At 57.3% G+C, this 21539-nt stretch carries 14 protein-coding genes; 4 read left to right on the top strand and 10 right to left on the bottom strand.

Annotation, left to right across the window (positions count from 1 at the left end):
- Window positions 1-191 precede the first annotated feature (191 nt).
- From der to RVY89_RS02460, 10 genes are all read right to left on the bottom strand, one after another.
- Entirely contained in the window at window positions 192-1664 is a 1473-nt protein-coding gene (gene der, locus RVY89_RS02505) for a ribosome biogenesis GTPase Der (RefSeq protein WP_047346809.1), read from the bottom strand.
- A 112-nt stretch (window positions 1665-1776) separates the two neighbouring features.
- Entirely contained in the window at window positions 1777-2955 is a 1179-nt protein-coding gene (gene bamB, locus RVY89_RS02500; RefSeq protein ID WP_090392989.1) for an outer membrane protein assembly factor BamB, read from the bottom strand.
- A 10-nt stretch (window positions 2956-2965) separates the two neighbouring features.
- Window positions 2966-3586 carry a YfgM family protein gene (locus RVY89_RS02495; protein ID WP_023617317.1) on the bottom strand — a complete coding sequence of 207 codons (621 nt, stop codon included), beginning with the start codon at window positions 3584-3586 and terminating at the stop codon, window positions 2966-2968.
- Between the two features lie 13 nt (window positions 3587-3599).
- The gene (gene hisS, locus RVY89_RS02490; RefSeq protein ID WP_484826798.1) at window positions 3600-4874 is read right to left on the bottom strand and encodes a histidine--tRNA ligase; all 1275 of its coding nucleotides are present in this window, start codon (window positions 4872-4874) and stop codon (window positions 3600-3602) included.
- Window positions 4875-4954: 80 nt separating this feature from the next.
- Window positions 4955-6073, bottom strand: coding sequence for a flavodoxin-dependent (E)-4-hydroxy-3-methylbut-2-enyl-diphosphate synthase (gene ispG, locus RVY89_RS02485; protein WP_223604595.1), 1119 nt, complete (start codon window positions 6071-6073; stop codon window positions 4955-4957).
- A gap of 26 nt (window positions 6074-6099) precedes the next feature.
- Window positions 6100-7116 carry a cytoskeleton protein RodZ gene (gene rodZ / locus RVY89_RS02480; protein ID WP_484826797.1) on the bottom strand — a complete coding sequence of 339 codons (1017 nt, stop codon included), beginning with the start codon at window positions 7114-7116 and terminating at the stop codon, window positions 6100-6102.
- 293 nt (window positions 7117-7409) lie between these two features.
- Window positions 7410-8576: a dual-specificity RNA methyltransferase RlmN gene (gene rlmN / locus RVY89_RS02475; RefSeq protein ID WP_014171168.1), complete on the bottom strand. Its 1167-nt coding sequence runs from the start codon at window positions 8574-8576 to the stop codon at window positions 7410-7412.
- A 169-nt stretch (window positions 8577-8745) separates the two neighbouring features.
- Window positions 8746-9177: a nucleoside-diphosphate kinase gene (gene ndk / locus RVY89_RS02470; RefSeq protein WP_003860625.1), complete on the bottom strand. Its 432-nt coding sequence runs from the start codon at window positions 9175-9177 to the stop codon at window positions 8746-8748.
- Window positions 9178-9333: 156 nt separating this feature from the next.
- Window positions 9334-11658 carry a peptidoglycan glycosyltransferase PbpC gene (gene pbpC, locus RVY89_RS02465; RefSeq protein ID WP_484826796.1) on the bottom strand — a complete coding sequence of 775 codons (2325 nt, stop codon included), beginning with the start codon at window positions 11656-11658 and terminating at the stop codon, window positions 9334-9336.
- Window position 11659: 1 nt separating this feature from the next.
- A complete protein-coding gene (locus RVY89_RS02460) occupies window positions 11660-16612 on the bottom strand; it encodes an alpha-2-macroglobulin family protein (protein WP_484826795.1) in 4953 nt (1650 codons plus the stop codon).
- Between the two features lie 286 nt (window positions 16613-16898).
- Here RVY89_RS02460 and RVY89_RS02455 point away from each other — a divergent pair, with 286 nt between their 5' ends.
- From RVY89_RS02455 to RVY89_RS02440, 4 genes are all read left to right on the top strand, one after another.
- Window positions 16899-18443 carry a PTS transporter subunit EIIC gene (locus tag RVY89_RS02455; protein ID WP_484826794.1) on the top strand — a complete coding sequence of 515 codons (1545 nt, stop codon included), beginning with the start codon at window positions 16899-16901 and terminating at the stop codon, window positions 18441-18443.
- Window positions 18444-18455: 12 nt separating this feature from the next.
- The gene (locus RVY89_RS02450) at window positions 18456-19823 is read left to right on the top strand and encodes a 6-phospho-alpha-glucosidase (RefSeq protein ID WP_484826793.1); all 1368 of its coding nucleotides are present in this window, start codon (window positions 18456-18458) and stop codon (window positions 19821-19823) included.
- A 90-nt stretch (window positions 19824-19913) separates the two neighbouring features.
- Window positions 19914-20759, top strand: a complete 846-nt coding sequence (sseA, locus tag RVY89_RS02445) for a 3-mercaptopyruvate sulfurtransferase (protein ID WP_484826792.1) — start codon at window positions 19914-19916, stop codon at window positions 20757-20759.
- On the top strand, window positions 20759-21529 hold the full coding sequence (locus RVY89_RS02440) for a MurR/RpiR family transcriptional regulator (RefSeq protein WP_484826791.1): 771 nt from the start codon (window positions 20759-20761) through the stop codon (window positions 21527-21529). The genes sseA and RVY89_RS02440 overlap by 1 nt, the downstream gene beginning before the upstream one ends.
- Window positions 21530-21539 lie beyond the last annotated feature (10 nt).

Raw genomic sequence — 21539 nt, 5'->3', positions numbered from 1 at the left:
TAACCAGGCGCTAGTTTTGTCTAGTACCGGACCCTGGACTTTAAGATGAAAATTCGACGATTGTCTACTTTCTTAGATTTAAACATGGTTAAAAGTGAATAGTGATTGACTTCACACAGAGAAAACCAGCGGTATGGTTAGGCGAAAAAAAAGCCCGCGATAATCGCGGGCTTTCGTGAGAGCAGCAAAGCTTATTTGCTTTTCTTAATGTGCTTAATCAAGCGCTTACGCTTACGCATCTGGTTTGGCGTCAGGGTGTTGCGCTTGTTGGCGAACGGGTTTTCCCCTTCCTTAAACTGGATACGGATAGGCGTGCCCATCACGTCCAGCGATTTACGGAAGTAGTTCATCAGGTAACGCTTGTAGGAATCCGGCAGGTCTTTCACCTGGTTGCCGTGAATCACCACGATTGGCGGGTTATAACCACCGGCGTGGGCATATTTCAGCTTCACGCGACGGCCGCGCACCAGCGGCGGCTGATGATCTTCTGCAGCCATGTTCATGATGCGCGTCAGCATCGCGGTGCTCTGACGACGAGTTGAGCTGTCGTAGGCTTCACGCACGGATTCGAACAGGTTGCCGACACCGCTGCCGTGCAGCGCAGAAATGAAGTGCACGCGGGCAAAGTCGATAAAGCCCAGACGGAAGTCGAGGGTCTCTTTCACCTGCTCACGCACCTCGTTGCTCAGGCCATCCCATTTGTTGACCACGATAACCAGTGAGCGCCCACTATTGAGGATAAAGCCGAGCAGAGAGAGATCCTGGTCGGAGATGCCTTCACGCGCATCAATGACCAGCAGCACCACGTTGGCATCTTCAATCGCCTGCAGGGTTTTGATAACGGAGAATTTTTCCACCACATCGGTGATTTTCCCGCGCTTACGCACCCCGGCGGTGTCAATGAGGACATACTCACGTTCATCGCGCTGCATCGGGATGTAGATACTGTCACGGGTGGTGCCCGGCATATCGTAAACGACCACGCGCTCTTCACCCAGAATACGGTTGGTAAGTGTAGACTTACCAACGTTTGGACGACCCACGATGGCCAGCTTGATCGGCAGATCCTGCGGGTTGAAGTCGTCTTCAGGCTCTTCTTCGCCCTCTTCACCTTCTTCGAACTGCGCCCAGTATTCAGCGTCTTCATCGACTTCTTCCGGCGGGTTAACTTCGTCAACCCACGGCAGCAGAACGGTTTCCAGCAGGCTGGTCACGCCGCGACCGTGCGATGCCGCAATCGGGTAGATTTCACCCAGACCTAAAGACCAGAAGTCGGCAACGGCCTGATCGGCATCGATACCGTCAGTTTTGTTCGCCACCAGGAAGGTCGGTTTTTCGCGTGAACGCAGGTGCTTGGCAATAGCGGAGTCCGCCGGCATCAGGCCAGCGCGCGCATCTACCATGAACAGCACCACGTCCGCTTCTTCAATCGCCAGCAGCGACTGTTCCGCCATGCGGGTTTCGACGCCGTCTTCCGTGCCGTCAATACCACCGGTATCAATACAGATGAACTCGCGTCCTTCCACCTCTGCACGACCGTACTTACGGTCACGCGTCAGCCCCGGGAAATCCGCAACCAGCGCATCACGGGTGCGTGTTAAACGGTTAAAAAGAGTGGATTTTCCAACGTTAGGGCGCCCGACAAGCGCGACCACAGGTACCATGTTTGAAGCCTCATAAAATTCAAAATAACGTCGCTTTTGCGGCGTTTTTAAAAATGTCAAAACGGCTCCTGAGTGAACAGGAGCCGTTTAGTATACTACAACCGCCGGGTAATTAACGCGTGATCGCGTACAGCGTGCCGTCTTTTGCCTGAATCAGCAGTTTGCCGTCGGCCACAACCGGATCGGTCAGGAAACCAGAGCTGTCGACTTTTTGCTGCGCAACAAAGCGGCCGTTATCCGGATCGATCCAGTGCATATACCCTTCGCTGTCGCCGACAACCAGGCTACCGTTGTACAGCGCTGGCGCGGTCAGCAGACGGTGCAGCAGGTCGCTTTGCGTCCACAGCGTTACGCCGCCTTCGGTACTCAGGGCCAGCAGACGGTCGTTCTGGTCAACCATATAGATGCGGTTACCCTCAACGATGAAATCATTTACAGAGCCCAGCTCACGTTTCCACATGATCTGGCCGCTGCGCAGATCCAGCGCGGTCAGGTTGCCGTTATAGGCCAGCGCGTAAACCACACCGTTAACGATAACCGGTGTTGTATCCACGTCGCTCAGACGGTCAATTTCCGTTGAGCCAGTAGCCTGAGAGATACGCTGCTGCCAGATCATCTGGCCCTGCTGCATCAGCACGGCGCTCACGCGACCGTTGTCACCGCCCACAATGGCAGCACCAAATGCGGTAGCCGGTGCAGATTCGCCACGCAGAGAGAGCGCAGGCATATCCAGGTTAACGGTCCATTTCACCAGGCCGTCCGCTTCGTTCAGCGCCTGCAGCTGGCCATTGCTGGTGTGAATCAGCACCAGGCCGTCGCTCACCACCGGACGCGACAGGGATTCACCCGCCACGGTTGTTTGCCAGGCAATGGAGCCGTCGCTGCTGTTCAGGGCATAAACCTGCGCTTTTTCGCTGCCCACGTAGACGTGGCCACCGGCAACGGTCAGGCCGCCAGACAGCAGAGCCGGCTTACGGGAGAACCAGCCGTCTTTTTCCGCCAGGTTAACGGACCACACTTCTTTTCCGTCATCAGCGTTCACCGCTTTCACGGTACCTTTGCGGTCAGCGGCATAGACGACGCTGTCGGCATACGCTGGATGAAGGTTGGAATAGAAATCACCAATCCCACTGCCCACGGAGACATCCCACGCGGTGGATGGGGTAAACTGGTTTTCAACCGTCGGCAGTGGGGACATTTTCACAACGTCTTCTTCGCCACTGAACAGTGAACAACCACTCAATAACGTAACAGAAAGCAGTCCTGGCAGAAGTAATTTACGCAATTGCATCGGGTCCCTCTCAGACGGACAAATTATTTATTTTCATCTGCATCATTTCGCTCAGCGCAGGTGAAGCATTGCTCTCTACGCCAGCTTGCCACGCTTTACGCGCGCCCGCTTTGTCACCTTTGCTCAGCAGTGCTTCGCCGCGCAGATCGGCAACGATGGCAGCAAAGCCTTCGCCTTTGATGGTATCGAGCGTTTTCAGCGCATCGTCAGCTTTCTTCTGCTGAACCTGAATACGTGCCAGGCGCAGATTGATCACCGCTTTCAGGTTTTCATCACTGGCGGCAGCGAGGCCCTGAGACAGCTGTGCTACGGCTTTATCCAGTTCGTTCTTATCAACGTACTGCTGAGCCACTTCCAGCGCAGCCAGTGCACCGTAGGTGTTTTTGTTGTCAGCCGCAAATTTTTCTGCTGCCGTCAGCGTTTGCGGCTGATCGGCACGAATTGCGCTCACGGTATTTTCATAGGACAGGGACGCGCCGCGCGCGGAATCTGCCTGATGATTGTTCCAGTAACGCCAGCCTACCAGCGCACCGACACCTAAAATAACCCCAACAACCAGCGCTTTGCCGTTTTCAACAAAGAAGCGTTTAATCGCGTCGACCTGATCGTGTTCGTTCTCGTAAATTTCCACGCAGTCCTTCTCCTTAGCCCAATAGAGTGCGCAAGTGCGCCGCAACGCCGTCCTGCGTTACCGTTGTCTGCTCACCAGAGCGCAGGTCCTTCACCACCACTTCGCCGCTAGCCACTTCGGACTCGCCCAGCACCAGTGCGATACTTGCGCCCCACTTATCGGCACGAGCAAACTGTTTTTTGAAGTTGCCGCCGCCATGGTTGGTCATCAGCTTAACGCCCGGCAGCGCATCGCGCACGCGTTCGGCAAGCTGCATTGCCGCAGACTGCGTTTCCGCGCCTGAGGCTACCAGGTATATATCGACAACGGATTCTGCTTTAAATTCCGGATTAACTGCCTGAACCAGCAAAACAAGTCGTTCAAGACCCATTGCGAAGCCAACAGCAGGCGCTGCGCGACCGCCAAGTTGCTCAACCAGACCGTCATAACGACCGCCCGCGCACACGGTGCCCTGAGAGCCGAGGCTCGTGGTCACCCACTCAAACACGGTACGGTTGTAGTAGTCCAGACCGCGCACCAGGCGCTGGTTTACGGTATAGGCGATGCCTGCCGCTTCAAGCAGCTTGCACAGGCCCGCGAAGTGTTCGCGAGATTCTTCATCCAGGTAGTCACCCAGCGCAGGCGCATCGTTCAGCAGTGCCTGAACATCCGCGTTTTTGGAATCCAGAACGCGCAGCGGGTTACTGTACATGCGACGTTTGCAGTCTTCGTCCAGCTTCTCTTTATGCTGTTCCAGGAACGCTACCAGCGCATCGCGGTAGTTAGCGCGTGCTTCCAGAGAACCGATAGAGTTCAGCTCAAGGGAAACGTGATCGGCGATACCGAGCGCACGCCACCAGCGGGCGGTCAGCATAATCAGTTCGGCGTCGATGTCCGGGCCCTGCAGGCCAAAGACTTCCACACCCAGCTGATTGAACTGGCGATAACGACCTTTCTGAGGACGTTCGTGGCGGAACATCGGGCCGATATACCACAGGCGCTGCTCCTGATTGTACAGAAGACCATGTTCGATGCCGGCGCGTACGCAGCCCGCCGTACCTTCCGGACGCAGGGTCAGGCTGTCGCCGTTGCGGTCCTCAAAGGTGTACATCTCTTTTTCAACCACGTCGGTGACTTCACCAATCGCGCGTTTGAATAACGGGGTCTGCTCTACAATCGGCAAACGGATTTCGCTGTAACCGTAGCTGCCGAGCACCTGCTTCAGCGTGCCTTCAATGCGCTGCCAGATGGCGGTTTCGCCAGGCAGATAATCGTTCATGCCGCGGATGGCTTGAATGTTTTTTGCCACGTTTATTCTCTTTCTATATACAAAAAAAACCCAAAGAATGGGTTCAATCATACATGGGAAGCGGCACGCTTCCCATCACGTTATTTTTCAACCTGCTGAACGCTGATACGCTGTGTTTCGTCCATCATGGCGGCTTTGGCGCGGATGCGGGCTTCAAGCTGGTCGATCATGTCGCTATTATCCAGACGATCTTTACGAACGCCATCTTCATAGAGACCACTTTTCTTGTTACCGCCGGTTACGCCCAGCGTTGACACCAGTGCTTCACCCGGACCGTTTACCACGCAGCCGATAATGGAGACATCCATCGGGGTGATAATGTCTTCCAGACGTTGCTCCAGGGCATTCACCGTCCCGATCACATCAAACTCCTGACGTGAGCAGGTTGGGCAGGCAATGAAGTTGATCCCACGCGCGCGAATACGCAGCGACTTCAGGATATCGAAACCGACCTTGATCTCTTCGACCGGATCGGCCGCCAGCGAGACGCGCAGGGTGTCACCGATCCCTTCAGAGAGCAGCAGCCCCAGACCGATCGCGGATTTTACCGAGCCGCTTCGCAGGCCACCCGCTTCGGTGATCCCGAGGTGCAGAGGCTGGTCGATCTGCTTTGCCAGCAGGCGGTAAGATTCTACGGCAAGGAACACGTCGGACGCTTTTACGCTGACTTTGAACTGATCGAAGTTAAGGCGATCGAGATGATCGACATGACGCATCGCGGATTCCAGCAGCGCCTGCGGCGTAGGCTCACCGTATTTTTCCTGCAGATCTTTTTCCAGCGAACCGGCGTTAACGCCGATACGAATAGGAATATTTTTATCGCGGGCGCAGTCCACGACCGTGCGGATACGCTCTTCGTTACCGATGTTGCCCGGGTTAATACGCAGGCAATCGACGCCATATTCGGCCACTTTCAGGGCGATACGGTAGTCGAAGTGGATATCAGCCACCAGCGGAACGCTGACCTGCTGTTTGATCAGTTTGAACGCCTCAGCAGCATCCATGGTTGGGACGGAGACGCGAACAATGTCCGCGCCTACACGTTCTAATGCTTTGATTTGATTGACCGTCGCTTCCACATCGGTGGTGCGCGTGTTGGTCATCGACTGAACGGCGATAGGTGCCCCATCGCCGATTGGCACATTCCCAACGTAAATCCGTTTCGATTTTCTACGTTGAATCGGAGCCTGGTTATGCATGAAAAATCTCCCGCGTTGCCCGTCTGTTACTGTGCTGCTGATTGTTCGGCATTAACGGTAAGACGTGCAACCTGGTTAGTTCTGATAAAGCGGCTCAGGTCGACAGGTTTTCCTTGATACTGGATCTGTACCGCTGCCGGAGCGCCGATTTTAAGTTTATAGGGAGCCTGGCCGGTTAGATTTAACGTGCCATCTTTACGCTGCAGGCCGCTGAACAGTTTTTTACCTGTCGCATCAGTCACTTCCAGCCAGCAGTCGGCGCTAAAGTTCATCACCAGCGCATTAGGGTCGGCTGCTGTTGTTGCCGTACCCGCCGGGCTGGTTGGCAGAGACGCTGCGGTATTGTCCGCAGGCTGAGTGGCTGCAGGCGCGTTCGCCGCCGTATCAACATTTGCCTGAGAAGGGGCAACTACCGCGTTTTGATCCTGAGACTGAGTCGCAGCGGTGTTAGCCGTGGCTGCCGGAGCCTGTGCAGCACCGGTTGCTGACGCGTCTGGCGCTGCTGTCTGTGGCTCGCTGGAGGACGCTGCGCCGTCGGTATTCAGCGGCACGCTCTGGGCGTTATCATTTCCGGTCTGGTTGAGTTCGGCGGAGGATTGATCGGCCATAGTGGTAATCTCTTCCTGCTGCGCCTTGTGGTTCTGCCACCACCATGCACCGGTCAGACCGATCACCACAAACAGCACCAGCCAGGTAAAGCTCATCAGCCAGCCATCACGTTTTTTACGACGTTTCCCCAGGGAGAAGGTCTGCATCGGCGCAACTTTTGCTGCACGGACCGGCGCCTGCTTCTCCATCATTGGCAGTAATTCGTTTTCGGGGATGTGCACCAGTTTTGCGTAAGAGCGGATATAACCGCGCAAGAACGTTGAAGCCAGATCGGCAGGCGCCTTATCTTCTTCAATATCGCGAACCGTGGAAACCTTCAGGCACAAGCGTTCCGCAACGGCTTGCTGGCTGAGTCCGAGTTGTTCACGGGCGTTGCGAAGACGAACGCCAGTGGAGAGTGCTTCATGTTGGTCGTGAGTGGCTTCAGTATTCATTCGCTACAACTACTGGTACGTGAAAAATAAGGGTTCAGGCGCCGGTGAGTCACAATGCCACCCGCACCGCGAAACTTCTGGTCAGTTAACCTTGAACAGAGAGTATAAGACTGTCAGCCCGGAGATGACAGTACAGCCCTGCCCGTACGGCTAAACTGTTGTTACGTCGTTACATACTGCCCGAAAGTCGGATGAAACGCACCGTAATTATTGATCAGTCTTCACGAATCTGACTGATTATTCAGTAAGACTATGCATCACGGCGCAGATAATGCGCCGTGAGTGCATAATAATCAAACAGCTTTGACCGCGATCGTCTCGCCCTGCATGCGTTTACGCAGCGTACGCTTGGTACGGTCAATAACATCACCAGCCAGCTGTCCACATGCGGCATCAATATCATCACCACGGGTTTTACGCACGATGGTGGTGAAACCGTACTCCATGAGCACCTTGGAGAAACGGTCGATACGGCTGTTCGAGCTACGGCCATACGGCGCACCCGGGAACGGGTTCCATGGGATCAGGTTGATTTTGCATGGCGTATCTTTCAGCAATTCAGCCAGCTGATGCGCATGTTCGGTACCGTCGTTAACGTGGTCCAGCATCACGTACTCGATGGTGACGCGACCCTGGTTAGCGTTGGATTTCTCCAGATAGCGACGCACCGCAGCGAGGAAGGTTTCGATATTGTACTTTTTGTTGATCGGCACAATTTCGTCACGAATTTCGTCGTTTGGTGCATGCAGGGAGATTGCCAGCGCAACGTCAATCATGTCGCCAAGCTTGTCCAGCGCAGGCACAACGCCAGAAGTAGACAGCGTGACGCGACGCTTGGACAGACCAAAGCCAAAGTCATCCAGCATGATTTCCATCGCCGGAACGACGTTGGTCAGGTTCAGCAGCGGCTCACCCATCCCCATCATCACGACGTTGGTGATAGGGCGCGTACCGGTTACTTTTGCCGCACCAACGATTTTCGCGGCACGCCAGACCTGGCCGATAATTTCCGACACTCGCAGGTTACGGTTAAAGCCTTGCTGCGCGGTTGAGCAGAATTTGCATTCCAGCGCACAGCCAACCTGGGAGGAGACGCACAGCGTGGCGCGGTCTTCTTCCGGAATGTAGACCGTCTCAACGCGCTGATCGCCGACCGCAATCGCCCATTTGATGGTGCCATCCGCGGAGCGCTGCTCTTCCACCACTTCCGGCGCGCGGATTTCAGCCACTTCTTTGAGCTTGTTGCGCAGGACCTTGTTGATGTCAGTCATGTCATCAAAATTGTCGCTGCAGTAATGGTACATCCACTTCATGACCTGATCGGCACGAAACGGCTTTTCGCCCATCTCTTTAAAGAACTCGCGCATCTGCTGACGGTTCAGATCCAGCAGGTTGATTTTTCCATTTTTATTGGGAACCGCAGGAATGGCGACTTCGGAGGTATTCACTAATTCAGACATAATATTTACCGGCCTCGTTGTTACACGTTATGGCCCATGGAGGGTTGAATAGAAACGCCCCGGAAAGCGGTCTGCTCGTCCGGGGCGTTGCATTGTACAAAGTCTGGCGCAGGGATGCCACGTCTGGACGCGGCATTTACGAAAATAATGTGTAAACGAAACCGTTAAATTAACGGGTACGTGGACACACTTCGCCTTCTGCGAAGAAGAAAGCGATTTCGCGCGCAGCAGATTCAACAGAGTCAGAACCGTGGGTGCCGTTCTCGGTGAAGCTGTCTGCATAATCAGCGCGCAGAGTACCTGCCAGCGCGTTGTCCGGGTTGGTTGCGCCCAGCAGGTCGCGGTGACGCTGAACTGCGTTTTCGCCTTCCAGTACGGATACCACGATTGGACCGGAGGTCATGAACTCAACCAGGCCGTCAAAGAATGGGCGACCTTCGTGCTCAGCGTAGAAGCCACGAGCCTGCTCAACGGTCAGGTGCAGCATTTTGGTGCCAACAATTTTGAACCCTGCAGATTCAAAGCGAGCGAAGATGCTGCCAATAACGTTTTTTGCCACCGCGTTTGGTTTGATGATGGAAAAAGTACGTTCAATAGCCATGATAACCTCTGTCAATGTTCTGTTGTTTTGCATACCTGAGTATGGTGTGGCGCGGATTATAATGAGCAATGACGCCATTGCCTATGGATTCAGGTAACATTTTTTTAAAATAAGACGAATTTTAGCAACAGCTCACGTCTGAAAGCTGTTTTCAGGTCACTGCAGCGTAAAATTCACCGTCGCGACCTGCCCGGTCTGATCCATAACGAGTAACTGATAATCGCCCGGTTTATCAAGCTGTAATGTGTAAACTCTTCCCTTCACACCCAACGGCTCACCGTTCAAAAACCACCAGCGCTCACCGCTGTTGCCGGTCGCCTGAAGCGGCAGCGAAACGCGGGATTCCCCCGGTAGACGTTTGATAACGGCCCCTTCGCGCACGCCGGTCAGAATGAGTGGCGCAGGTGCGTCCTGCGAGAGTGGAGGACAGGTTGTGGATGAAGGGGGAACCCGTACCGCACGACGCTCGGTTGCTGGTAACCACGGCTCCAGCGGCAGCGGCCAAACATCCAGGACTTTTTCAGTAGCATCCGGGCAATCAGCGGCCACGCGTTTGCCCGTTTTATCCAGCCAGACCGGGAAACGAATGCCGCGTATGCCTTCCTGTTCGGGCAAGAGCAGCGTGGGCGGTTCGCTGCCTTCGAGCAGCCAGGTCGACAAGCGACGTCGACAGTTTTCACTGCCTTCCGGCAGCGACTGGCCGCCCGGCCAGCAGATCACGCCCTGCCCGACGCTTGCCGGACGCGGATCGCGCGGCAGGCGGGCTTCGTCTATCGTTGAGCGCGACTGAAGCAGGTTATTGACCTGGTTTAATAGCGGAACCGCGCTGGCAAACCCAAACTGTCCCGCCACGGGCGTGCCGTCCGGACGTCCGGTCCATATGCCTATCACATAACGGGCATTCAGACCGATGGCCCAGGCATCACGGTAGCCGTAGCTGGTGCCGGTTTTCCACGCCAGCGGCGCAACCTGCGGTAGCGCATTATCCGGCAGCGGCTGCGCTTCATTGGCCAGAATACGGCGAATAATCCACGCCGAGCCTGATGATAACAGCGGACGTTCAGTCAGCGGATCGCCCGGCTGCAGGCGCAGCCTACCCGCCTTACCGTGTCGGGCAAAGGCGCTGTAGGCAGCGGCGATATCGGCCAGCCGCGCGCCTGCTCCACCGAGGATCAGAGACAGATTCGGCTGCGCCCCCGCTGGCAGGATCAGCGGCAAGCCTGCGTTGCTCAGCATCCCGGCAAACCGTTTTGGTCCGTAGGCTTCCAGCACCTGAACGGCAGGCAGGTTGAGGGAGCGTACCAGCGCTTCACTCATGCTGACCGGTCCATGGAACCCGCTGTCAAAATTCCCGGGACGATAATCACCGGTTTTTCTCGGAACGTCCTGAAGCAGCGAGGCGGGATGGATCAGGCCATCATCCAGCGCCATGCCGTAGATAAAGGGTTTTAACACCGATCCCGGGGATCGGATCGCATTGACCATATCCACATGGCTAAAACGCGTGTCATCGTTAATATCCACCGATCCGACCCAGCCGCGCACTTTCATATCGGTATGATCGACCACGATCATCGCCAGCGAGCTGCGTGCCGGCAGGCGGGATTTCCAGTTCATCGCCAGCTCTTCCAGCTGCCGCTGCAGTCCGGCATCCAGCGTGGTGACTATTTTCGTATCGCGGCTTTTGCCGAGCATCATGCGCGCAAAAAGCGGTGCCAGCTGCGGCATCTGCCGGGGCGCCAGCCATACAGATTCTTCACGGGACTCTTTGACCTGCTTTGCGGACCAGACCCCCTGCGTCGCCATGCGGTCGAGCACTTTATTGCGCGCCGCTTCTGCCCGTTCAGGCCAGCGGTCCGGGCGTAAACGACTCGGTGCCTGCGGCAGCACCGCCAGCAGCGCCGCGTCGGAATAGCTGAGCTGCGACGGCGGCTTGCCCAGATACGTCCAGCTTGCCGCCCCGACGCCCTGCAGCGTACCGCCAAACGGAGCGCGGTTGAGATAGAGCGTGAGGATTTCGCGTTTGGAAAGATGCCACTCCAGCTGCATGGCACGCCAGAGCTGGCGAACTTTGCCGCCAAAGGTGCGCGGGTGCGGGTCCAGCAGCCGCGCGACCTGCATGGTGAGCGTGCTTCCGCCGGAGATGACTTTCCCGGAACTGAGATCCTGCCAGGCGGCGCGCAGGACAGAAAGCGGATTTACGCCGGGGTGATCCCAGAACCAGCGATCTTCGTACTGAATCAGCGCTTCAAGATAACGCGGAGAGACCTCTTCGATCGTCACCGGATAGCGCCAGATCCCGTCACTATCAGCAAAGCGCCACAGCGGCGTGCCCTTCTCATCCACCACCACCCGGGCGGGGTTAACCTCTTTCAGAGGCAGCGGCCACAGACGGTCGGCGACGACAATCAGCCCCCATAAAACAAGAAGCGCTCCCGCCAGCCATAGCCAGCGGGAGCGTGACGGACGTGCCATTCGCATATTATGGGACAACAATCAGCGGGCCGCTGGCCGCCCCCGTTGCCCGCCACTGTGGCACATACATAGACTCGACCATCGGCACCGGCACCTGGTAGGTTCCCGGCGTCACGGCGCGTGCCAGATAAACCAGCGTGACCGGCTGACCTTCATTTACCGGCACGGCCGCCACAAAGCGGTCGTCGCGGAATTCCATATGCTGAATGTCCGCCTGCTGCATCTGGCTGAGCAGGTTCTGTAGCTCACTGCCGCTGTCCTGCAGGCTGGCGCTGCTGCTCGCCAGGTTCTGGTTTTCCAGCTCCAGACCCGCAGGAAGGAGATCCACCACCAGCGCATCCGGCACGTTCTGGCTTGCTTTAACTTCCAGCCACACCAGCACCAGTTCGCCGCTCTTAAGGGAAGAGAGTGATTTACTGCTGCCGTCGGTTGCCAGGATATGACGTTCAACCTGCAGCACGTTCGAGCTCGGCTGAGGGGCATATTCCGGATAACCGGTGCTGTCCAGGCGTACCCACAGCGGTGTCGTTCCGGTATTGGTGACCTGCAGCGCGCCAAGCTGGTCGCCGCTCACGTTTTGCACCAGTGACTTATCGCCGCCTGATGCGGTCTCAGACAGAGACGTTTTCGCCTGCCACGTTCCGGACAAGGTTTGCAGCGAACGACCGGCCAGGAACAGCGCATTGCTCTCCTGCGTTGACAGCCAGCGCTGGCTGAAGGCCTGTTCAGACAAGGCATTCAGCAGCGTATTTTGTGCATCCGGCAGGAGCTTGTACTCTTCCAGAAGAGAGAGCATCAGCGCGTTATCGCGAAGCTGGCTGCCGTAATCGGCCATCCAGGTTTTGCTATCGTTGCGCGGCGTTTTAAGTGCCAGGTCCAGCGCTTGCTGGCTGCGCGGGGCATCGCCCATCAGTTTGAGCGCCATGCCCAGCTGCATCAGCGGCAGCCCGGAAGCCGCCTGAGCGTGGCGATCCCAGATTTCACGCAGCGCGCCCAGCGGCGCTTTTTGCTGACGTGCCAGCACCAGAGCGGCATAGGCCTGCACGGCAAATTTACTGGCCTGAGTATCATCGCTGTAGCGAATGGACATCATGCCCGGATCCTGCAGATAGCGCAGCAGGCGGCTATTGGCGTTATTCACCGAGTCGGCAGGCACGCTGTAACCCTGCTCCCCCGCTCGCACCAGGAAGTCGGTCACGTAGGCCGTCAGCCAGTACTCTTCCGGACCGTTTTTATCCCACAGCGCGAACCCACCGTCTCCACGCTGCATCTGCAACAGACGGGAGATGCCAATATCAATCGCTGCACGGCGCTTGTCATCGGTGTCGCCCTTGATGCCAAGTGCAGTAAGCTGCGCCGCGTTGGTGTAGAGCGACGGGAACAGGCCGCTGGCGGTCTGTTCCAGGCAGCCATATGGATAGGCCTGCAGTTCGCGAATATAGCGCGCCAGGTTGAGCGGTGGTTTACCGCTCAGCAGCAGTTGTCCCTGCAGGGTAGCAGGAGAGAAACCGTTGCTGTGCTGCGCCGGTGCGGTCCAGGACTCACCGGGGTTCAGCATGGCACCAGTATTAACCGTCTGCGCCGGGAACGCCGGACGCACGCCGATTTTCCAGCTCTTCTGCTGCGGTGCGAAAGTCTCGCCCGGAAGCTGCAGACCGGTTACCTGCGCGGTTATTTCACCATCTCCATAACCGTCCAGTGCGCGCACCGGAATAAACAGCGTATTGCGCGCGCCCGGTGGCAGCTGAACCGGCTGAGGCTGTGCGCCTTCCAGCGCCAGTTTGCCGTTAGAAGACAGGGCGACGTTGAGCGTTTGAGGCTGGTCGGTCAGGTTGGTGATATCCAGCGTCAGCCGCGAGGTGTCCCCGCTTGCCAGGAAGCGCGGGGTATTAAGCTCGGTAATTACCGGAGCGGCCACCACGACCTTGCTTTCACTGCTGCCGAAATCGTCCTCCGTCCAGGCCTGCGCCATCAGACGCAGCTCGCCGTTGAAATCACCAATCGGCAGCGTAATCGAGCCTTCCCCGTTGGCATCCAGCGTAACCGGCTGCGCCTGCTGGGCAATGATGGTGACGTGGTTCACCGGCGGTTTGCCGCCGCGCTTCAGTTCATCCCCATCGCCGCCAAAGCGCAGCGCGGCCAGACGGCCCTGCCCTTCAATGACCTGGCCGTAAATATCGTAGATATCCGCGCCGTAGCGCTTCTGGCCGAAGAAAGCCTGCCACGGATCCGGCGTGACGTAATCGGTAATGTTCAGCACGCCGCTGTCCACCACCGAGATCAGCACGTTCACTTTCTGCGGAACCGCCCCCTCTTTCACGCTGGCTTTCACCTTCACAGAGAGCGTCTGGTTTGGTCGCATTTTCTGCGGGCTATCGAGCGCAATGTTCAGGCGGCGGTTTTCGTCGCCCATCGGCAGATGCAACAGGCCGACCGCGCGTTTAGGCGTGGCGGATTTGGATTTATCCCCGGGACGTACCACCAGCGTACTCAGGTAGAGATCGTGACGCTTCCAGGCTTTGTCGACCGGGATAGCGAGATCCAGCCCGTTTGCCGGTACGTCGATCTCTTTCCACCACAGCGGCCCTTCGCTGGACTCGATCATCGCATAGCCCTTGCCTGCGGCTGGCGCGGCAATGTGCAGGTTGATGGTATCGCCTGGCTGATAGGCTGGCTTATCCAGTTTCAACGTCACGCGGTCAGGGCGCGCGGCTCCTGTGCCGTCGCTGTTATCCTGCCAGCTATACCCTGCCCAGAAGCGTACGCTGCTGACCATCTCATCAGGTGCTTTCACCTCGAGACGATAAGAGCCCCACTCCACCGGGAAGGTGACTTTACCCGTCTCGTCGGCCTTGAGCGTCAGTTCCTGCTCGCCTTCAACCAGGTCTTTCTGATCGAACTGAGACTGCCAGCCCTCGCTCTCAGACCAGTTCCAGAAGTAGTCGCGGCGCTCGCGGATCAGGCGAACCTGCAAACCGGACACCGCTTTTTTCGCGCCGCTGGCATCGGCGTAAACGATATCGAAGCTGGCGTTGCCGTTCTCATCAACAATCGGCTGGTTGACGGTGGTATCGGTGCGGTAATCGTAAACCGCCTTGCTGGCGAACTGAGGACGGATACCCGGCAATTCCGCTGCGGGCCAGATGGCCTGCTCAGCACGACGCGTCACTGGGCGACCGCCCGACTCCAGCAGGCTGGCCTGCAGGATAAGCTGCAGCGGAGAGTGCACCTCTTTCCACTGGCTTTCGGTAGAAACCTGCCCACGTCCCTGCTCATCCAGCGTAAGCTGCACTTCATCCAGGCTGCGGCTCAGGTTCTCCTCGGCGATATCGCCAAACTGGAAGCCCGGCAGCGCAGCCACCGCGTCACGCAGCGGACGCAGGAAGAGCTGGCCCTGCAGAGAATTACCGTTGGCCGGTGCGCCATACAGGTAATAGCCCACCACGTTAAAGTCGACGTTATCCTGCGGTGAAACCGGGGCTTTTTGCCCGGTCAGGTTGAGGGCCATACGCTCTGGCATGAAGTCTTCAACGTGGAAGTCCCACAGGCGCTGCAGGTTATCGCCCGTGTTGGCGCGGATATGCCACATACCGGTCTGCGCCCCGCTGTCCAGCGGATAGTTAAAGCGATAGAGTCCGTTCTCTGGCTTGACGACAATCGTACGCGCGACCTGTCCATCCGGACGCAGCACGTCAAGCTTCACGGGCTGATCCGGAAGTGGCTTACCGTCACTGTCGCGCAACAGACCGTTGAGGAACACCGTTTCACCCGGGCGGTAGAGATCGCGTGGGCCAAACATAAAGAATTGCTTGCTGTAGCCGGGGCTACCGGCAATATCGAACTCCGCCAGATCCAGCGCCGGAAGCTTAAGGTCAAGCAGCGTGGTCTGACCGTCTTTGCTGGCCAGGATCAACGCGGCCTCTTTGTCGGTCTCAAGCTTTGCGTGGCCATCGCCGTCGCTTTTCGCTTCGGCAAGCGTCTGCCCTTTATCGTTCAGCAGCGTGACGGTCACGCCAGACTGCGCCGCACCGTTTTCCAGACTCTGGGTGAAAATATCCAGGCGGTTATGGTAACGGTGAGCGGACAGACCAATATCGCTTAAGGTAAAGAGCGTTGCGGCGTTGCTGTAGTTGTAGTGCCCGGCCTGGTTCATGACCGCGATATAAACGCCAGACTGCTGGAGCGGTTTAATATCCTTCAGGGGCAACAGCAATTTTTCGCGCGTATTGCGCGCCGGATTAAGATCGAATCGACCGGTGTAAACCAATTCCGCCATCTTAAGCAGGTTATCGGATTCCCAGTTGGTCAGCGAGTTACGGTACTCCCACTGGCTGACAAGGGAGGCCAGCGATTCAGGCTTCACGCGGTAGAAGTTGACGTCAACATTATTGACGTTGAGCGCCATCACCGGCAGACCTTCCACCACTTTGCCCGGCAGCAACGAGCCGCGGCTGGCAAAACCAACGGTGGGTTCAATGTCCCGGGTGGTAAGGGCTTTTTCATAATCAATGCCAAACGACGACTTGTTCAGCGCCTGAAGGTCACGTTCAACGGTGACGACCAGGTTACGGTTAGGCTCCAGATGACGCAGGCGAAGCTCTTTCAGGTTAGGCGCAAGTTCCCACGCCCCGTCAACCTTGCCGCTTTTCTTATCCACAACATGCACCGTTTTAGCGAAATCCTGATCGGGATTTAGCGGAACAGAAAAGGTCAGCACCAGCGTGGCAGCACCGTCAAGCTGGACTTCAGAGGCATCCAGCAGGGTCAGCGCTTTTCCCTGACTCTGGGCGGCAAGCTTAGCCAACGTTTCAGCATTTGGCTTTTCTGCAGCTTTCGGTGTGGATGCGGTAGATGCCGCGGGAGCCGCAGCCTGAGATTTATCGTCACTGTTATCACAGCCGACAAGCGTAAACGTGGTGAGCAGCGCAAGAGAGAGCGCGGCTAAGCGAAACGGTTTCATCCTTTGTCCCTGGCCCATGGAGCCTGTTGGTCGTCGTCCGGATAAGTATTATCCGCAAGTTTCATTAATTCAAAAAGTCCAATTTTAGAATCTGGAAAGCGCCTCGCAGAATGGCATCACTCCGCTACGCCGTGATGGAACCGCGATCACAGCCCCAAACGTCACATGTTACCTTTCAGGTCATTTGTTTTTAAAACAAGAAGATAGCTGGATAAGCGTGCCTGAGGACTGCTAGTTTTATGATCATGACGCACCCCGAGTGCGCGGTTCAAAAAGAGAGAAAGCCATGAAACGAGCCGTGAACGCCCTACAAAATTTCGGAAAATCACTGTACGGACCGGTACTTATCTTACCGATCGTCGGTCTGTTTATCGCCTTTGGTAACGTGCTGGGTAACGGTAATCTCGCTGAATACCTGCCGTTTCTGGGCCATCCACTGATTCAGCATCTTGGTCAGCTTATCGCGAAATCTGCCGTGTCGGTGCTGGTCAACCTGGCGCTGGTGTTTGCCGTCGGGATCCCGATAGGCCTGGCGACGCGTGATAAAGGCTATGCCGCGCTGATTGGTCTGGTGACCTTTGTCGTGTTCATCAACGCTATGAACGTCACGCTGCAGCTGCAGGGCGCGCTGGCGCCAGCAGCCCAGATGAAGGCGGCCGGGCAGACCATGGTGCTGGGCGTGCAGGTGCTGGAGATGGGCGTTTTCGCCGGGATCCTGACCGGAGCGCTCTCCGGATATCTGTACAACAAATACTCCGGCGTACAGTTTAACGGCGCGATGGCGATTTACTCCGGCCACTGTTTTGTCGCCATCGTCATGCTTCCCGTCTCCATGCTGCTCGGCGTAGTGATGAGCGAACTGTGGCCGTTTGCCCAGCACGGCATAAGCGCTCTGGCGCTGGCCATCAAAGGCTCCGGACCGTTTGGCGTGGCCATCTACGGTTTCCTGGAGCGTATTCTGGTCCCCACCGGCCTGCACCATCTTGTCTATACGCCATTCCTCTATACCGAGCTGGGCGGCACGCAGGAGGTGTGCGAGGCAACCTATCAGGGCGCGCGCAATATCTACTTCGCCGAGATGGCCTGCCCGGACGTGAAGCAGCTCAGCGGTACCGTGGTATGGGACGCGCGCGGCATCAGCAAAATGTTCGGCCTGCCTGCCGCCGCGCTGGCGATGTATATGACCGCAAAGCCGGAGCGTAAAGCCGTTGCGAAAGCGATTCTGATCCCGGCGGCGCTGACCTCGCTGCTGGTCGGCGTAACCGAACCGATTGAGTTCTCCTTCCTGTTCGTCGCCCCGCTGCTGTTCGTGGTGCACGCGGTGCTGACCGGCATCGGCATGATGCTGTTTTCCCTGCTGGGCGTTCACGCCATCGGCGCTAATGGGATTATCGACTTCATCCTCTACAACCTGCCGCTAGGCACGGAGAAGTCCAACTGGCCAATGTACATCGTGGTCGGGCTGATCATGTTTGCCCTCTACTTCGCGGTGTTCCGCTTCCTGATCCTGCGCTTCAACATGAAAACGCCGGGCCGTGAAGATGAAGACCAGGAGACGCGCCTCTACAGCAAGCAGGAATACCAGGCGAAGGGCAATAACGACGGTCTGGGCGAATCCATCGTGGCGGGTCTGGGCGGCCGGGAAAACATTGAAGTAGTGGACAACTGCTACACCCGCTTACGCGTCACGGTGAAGGACGTCGACATTATCGACGAGCCGCGTCTGAAGGCGACCGGCGCGAAAGGGATTATCAAACAAGGTAACAACGTTCAGGTGGTCTACGGGCTGCACGTCAAAAAAATGCGAGAAGCCGTTGAGACGTTTCTCTGAAAGGAGCTAAAGATGCTTACACCCCCATTTATTCTGTCAATCGCCGGCGGCGGCAGCACCTACACGCCGGGCATTGTTAAAAGCCTGATGGTGCGCCTGCAGGATTTCCCGCTGGCCGAAATCCGCCTTTATGACATCGACGAGGCGCGTCAGAACACCATTGCTCCCGTCGTTGAAAAGGTCATTCGCGACCACAGTCAGAGCATCAAATTCACCGTCACCAGTGACCCGGAAGTGGCGTTCAGCGGCGCGCATTTTGTCTTCGCCCAGATGCGCGTCGGCCAGTATAAAATGCGCGAGCAGGATGAGAAGATCCCGCTGCGCCACGGCGTGGTCGGCCAGGAAACCTGCGGACCCGGCGGTCTGGCCTACGGCCTGCGCACGATCCTGCCGATGGTGGAGCTTATCGATCTGGTCGATCGCTACGCGCATGAAAAAGCCTGGATCGTGAACTACTCCAACCCGGCGGCGATCGTCGCGGAGGGCGTCCGTCGGCTGCGCCCGAACGCGCGGGTGCTGAACATCTGCGATATGCCTGTCGCCGCCATGCGCAATATGGGGGCGATTCTGGGCGTCGATCGCCACAAGCTCGAAGTCGACTACTTCGGCCTGAATCACTTCGGCTGGTTTACCCGCGTACTGGTGGACGGCGAAGACAAGCTCCCCGAGCTGCGTAAGCATATCGCTAAGTTTGGCCTGCTGACGGAAGATGCGGCTAAAACCGATCCGCAGCATTCCGATCCCTCCTGGGTGAAGACCTGGCGCAACATTAAGCCGATCATGGACAACTTCCCGGAGTATCTGCCGAACCCGTATCTGCAGTACTACCTGATGCCGAACCAGATTGTGGAGCATCAAAACCCGGACTATACCCGCGCCAATGAAGTGATGGACGGGCGCGAGAAAAAGCTGTTCGCCGCAGCTGAAGAATACAAGCGCACCGGGATCCTGCCGGACGCCTTCCACGTGGGCGTCCACGGCGAGTTTATCGTCGATGTCGCCCGCTCGCTGGCCTTTAACCTACGGAGCCGCCATCTGGTGATGGTGGAAAACCGCGGGGCGATCGCCAACCTGCCTTACGATGCCGTGGTGGAAGTGCCCGCTTATATCACCTCCGAAGGCCCGGAACCGATTCGCGTCGGCCAGGTGCCCCTGTTCCATCAGACCCTTTTGCAGCAGCAGCTCGCCTCCGAACAGCTGCTGGTGGAAGCCACCATCGAGGGCAGCTATGAGAAAGCCCTCCAGGCGTTCACCCTCAACCGCACCGTGCCGACCATGGAACACGCGAAGGCGATTCTGGATGAGATGATCGAGGCCAACCGCGACTACTGGCCAGCGCTGCAAAAAGCCTGGCAGGATGGCGAAACGGTGAAAAAATAGGGGCTTGCTCGCGAGTTGAACGTGGTTAGCTTGTCGGTGTCAGAAAAAACACCGACAATCCTTTTTTACGGAAAAGAATGGAGGCAACCCATGTCCACCTCATATTTTGTCGCTGCCGACTGGCTGATCGAGCACGGCGACGATCCGGAAGTTCAGATTATCGACGCGCGTATGGCCCCTCCGGGGCAAGAGCATCGTGACGTGCCCGGTGAATACCGTGCCGGGCATCTGCCGGGTGCGGTATTTTTTGATATTGAAGCCCTCTCCGATCACACCTCTCCCCTGCCGCACATGATGCCGCGCCCGGAAGCGTTTTCCGTGGCGATGCGCGAGCTGGGCATCAGCAAAGATAAGCACCTCGTTGTCTATGATGAAGGTAACCTCTTCTCCGCGCCGCGCGCGTGGTGGATGCTGAAAAACTTCGGCGTGGAAAAAGTCTCGATTCTTGCCGGCGGGCTGGCGGGCTGGAAGCGCGACGAGCTGCCGCTTCAGCAGGGTGACGTGACGCTGCCGGAAGGTGAATTCGACGCGACCTTTGACGCCCACGTGGTAAAACGCCTGACCGACGTGCTGGTCGTGAGCCATGAAAAAACGGCGCAAATCGTCGATGCCCGTCCTGCTCCACGCTTCAATGCCGAAGCGGATGAACCTCGTCCGGGGCTGAAGCGCGGACATATTCCGGGTGCGCTGAACGTGCCGTGGGGCGATCTGGTGTTTGAGGGCGAGCTGAAAACCACCGACGAGCTGCGCGCCATTTTTGACCGTGCAGGCGTTGATTTACATCGTCCGATTATTGCCAGCTGCGGTTCCGGCGTCACGGCCTGCGTGGTGATCCTGGCGCTCGCCACGCTCGGCGTAAGCGACGTCACGCTTTACGACGGTGCCTGGAGCGAATGGGGTGCGCGAGACGATCTGCCTGTCGAACCCGCGAAATAATGGATAACCGCCTGGCCACGCTGTTAACGCGCGGGGCGTCATTGACCCGCGCGGAGTATCGCGTCCTCTCCCACCTCACGGAGCATCCGCTGCTGGTGGGCAATATCACGGTGCGCGAGCTGGCGCAGGCGACGTTCGTTTCTACCGCCACCATCATGCGGCTGTGTCAGAAGCTGGGGTTCAGCGGCTTTAGCGAGTTTATCTGGCACTGCAAGCAGCTGCTTTCCGACACGCCGCACATTGCCGTTCAGGGGCAATCGCCCCCTGAACTCCCGGCGCTGTTTAATCAGTTTATCGCCAACTATCAGCACACCTTTCAATGGGTCACCCAGGACAAACGCCAGCAGTTTGCTAACCTGCTGCGCCAGAAAGAGAGTTTCTTTCTCTACGGCGCCGGGTTTTCTTATTTGTTTGCGGAGTACCTGACCAAGAAGCTGCAGGTAATGGGCAAAACGGCGTTTATCTCCGGACCGGGGGACAGCCGGAACATTTTTCTCAGCAATGCCGCCCGCTATCAGGTGTTTATTGCCGTTTCACGCAGCGGTGAAACGGAGCAGGTGCTGGATAAAGCGCGGATAGCCAAAAACGTCGGCATGACGATCGTCGCGTTTACCCGCGCCTCGGCCAACACGCTGGCGGAAATGGCCGACGTGCACTTTGCGCTCTATGACGAGGCGGTACACTTCGCCGCCGAAGCCGCAGGGGTGACGTCGTTTGAGTCAAATCTGGTGCTGCTGATGGATTTACTGCTGCTGGAAGCAACGGGGTGATATTCACCCC

Source organism: Enterobacter sp. 3U4 (assembly GCF_057224565.1).
This window is presented reverse-complemented; position numbering and strand designations above follow the sequence as displayed.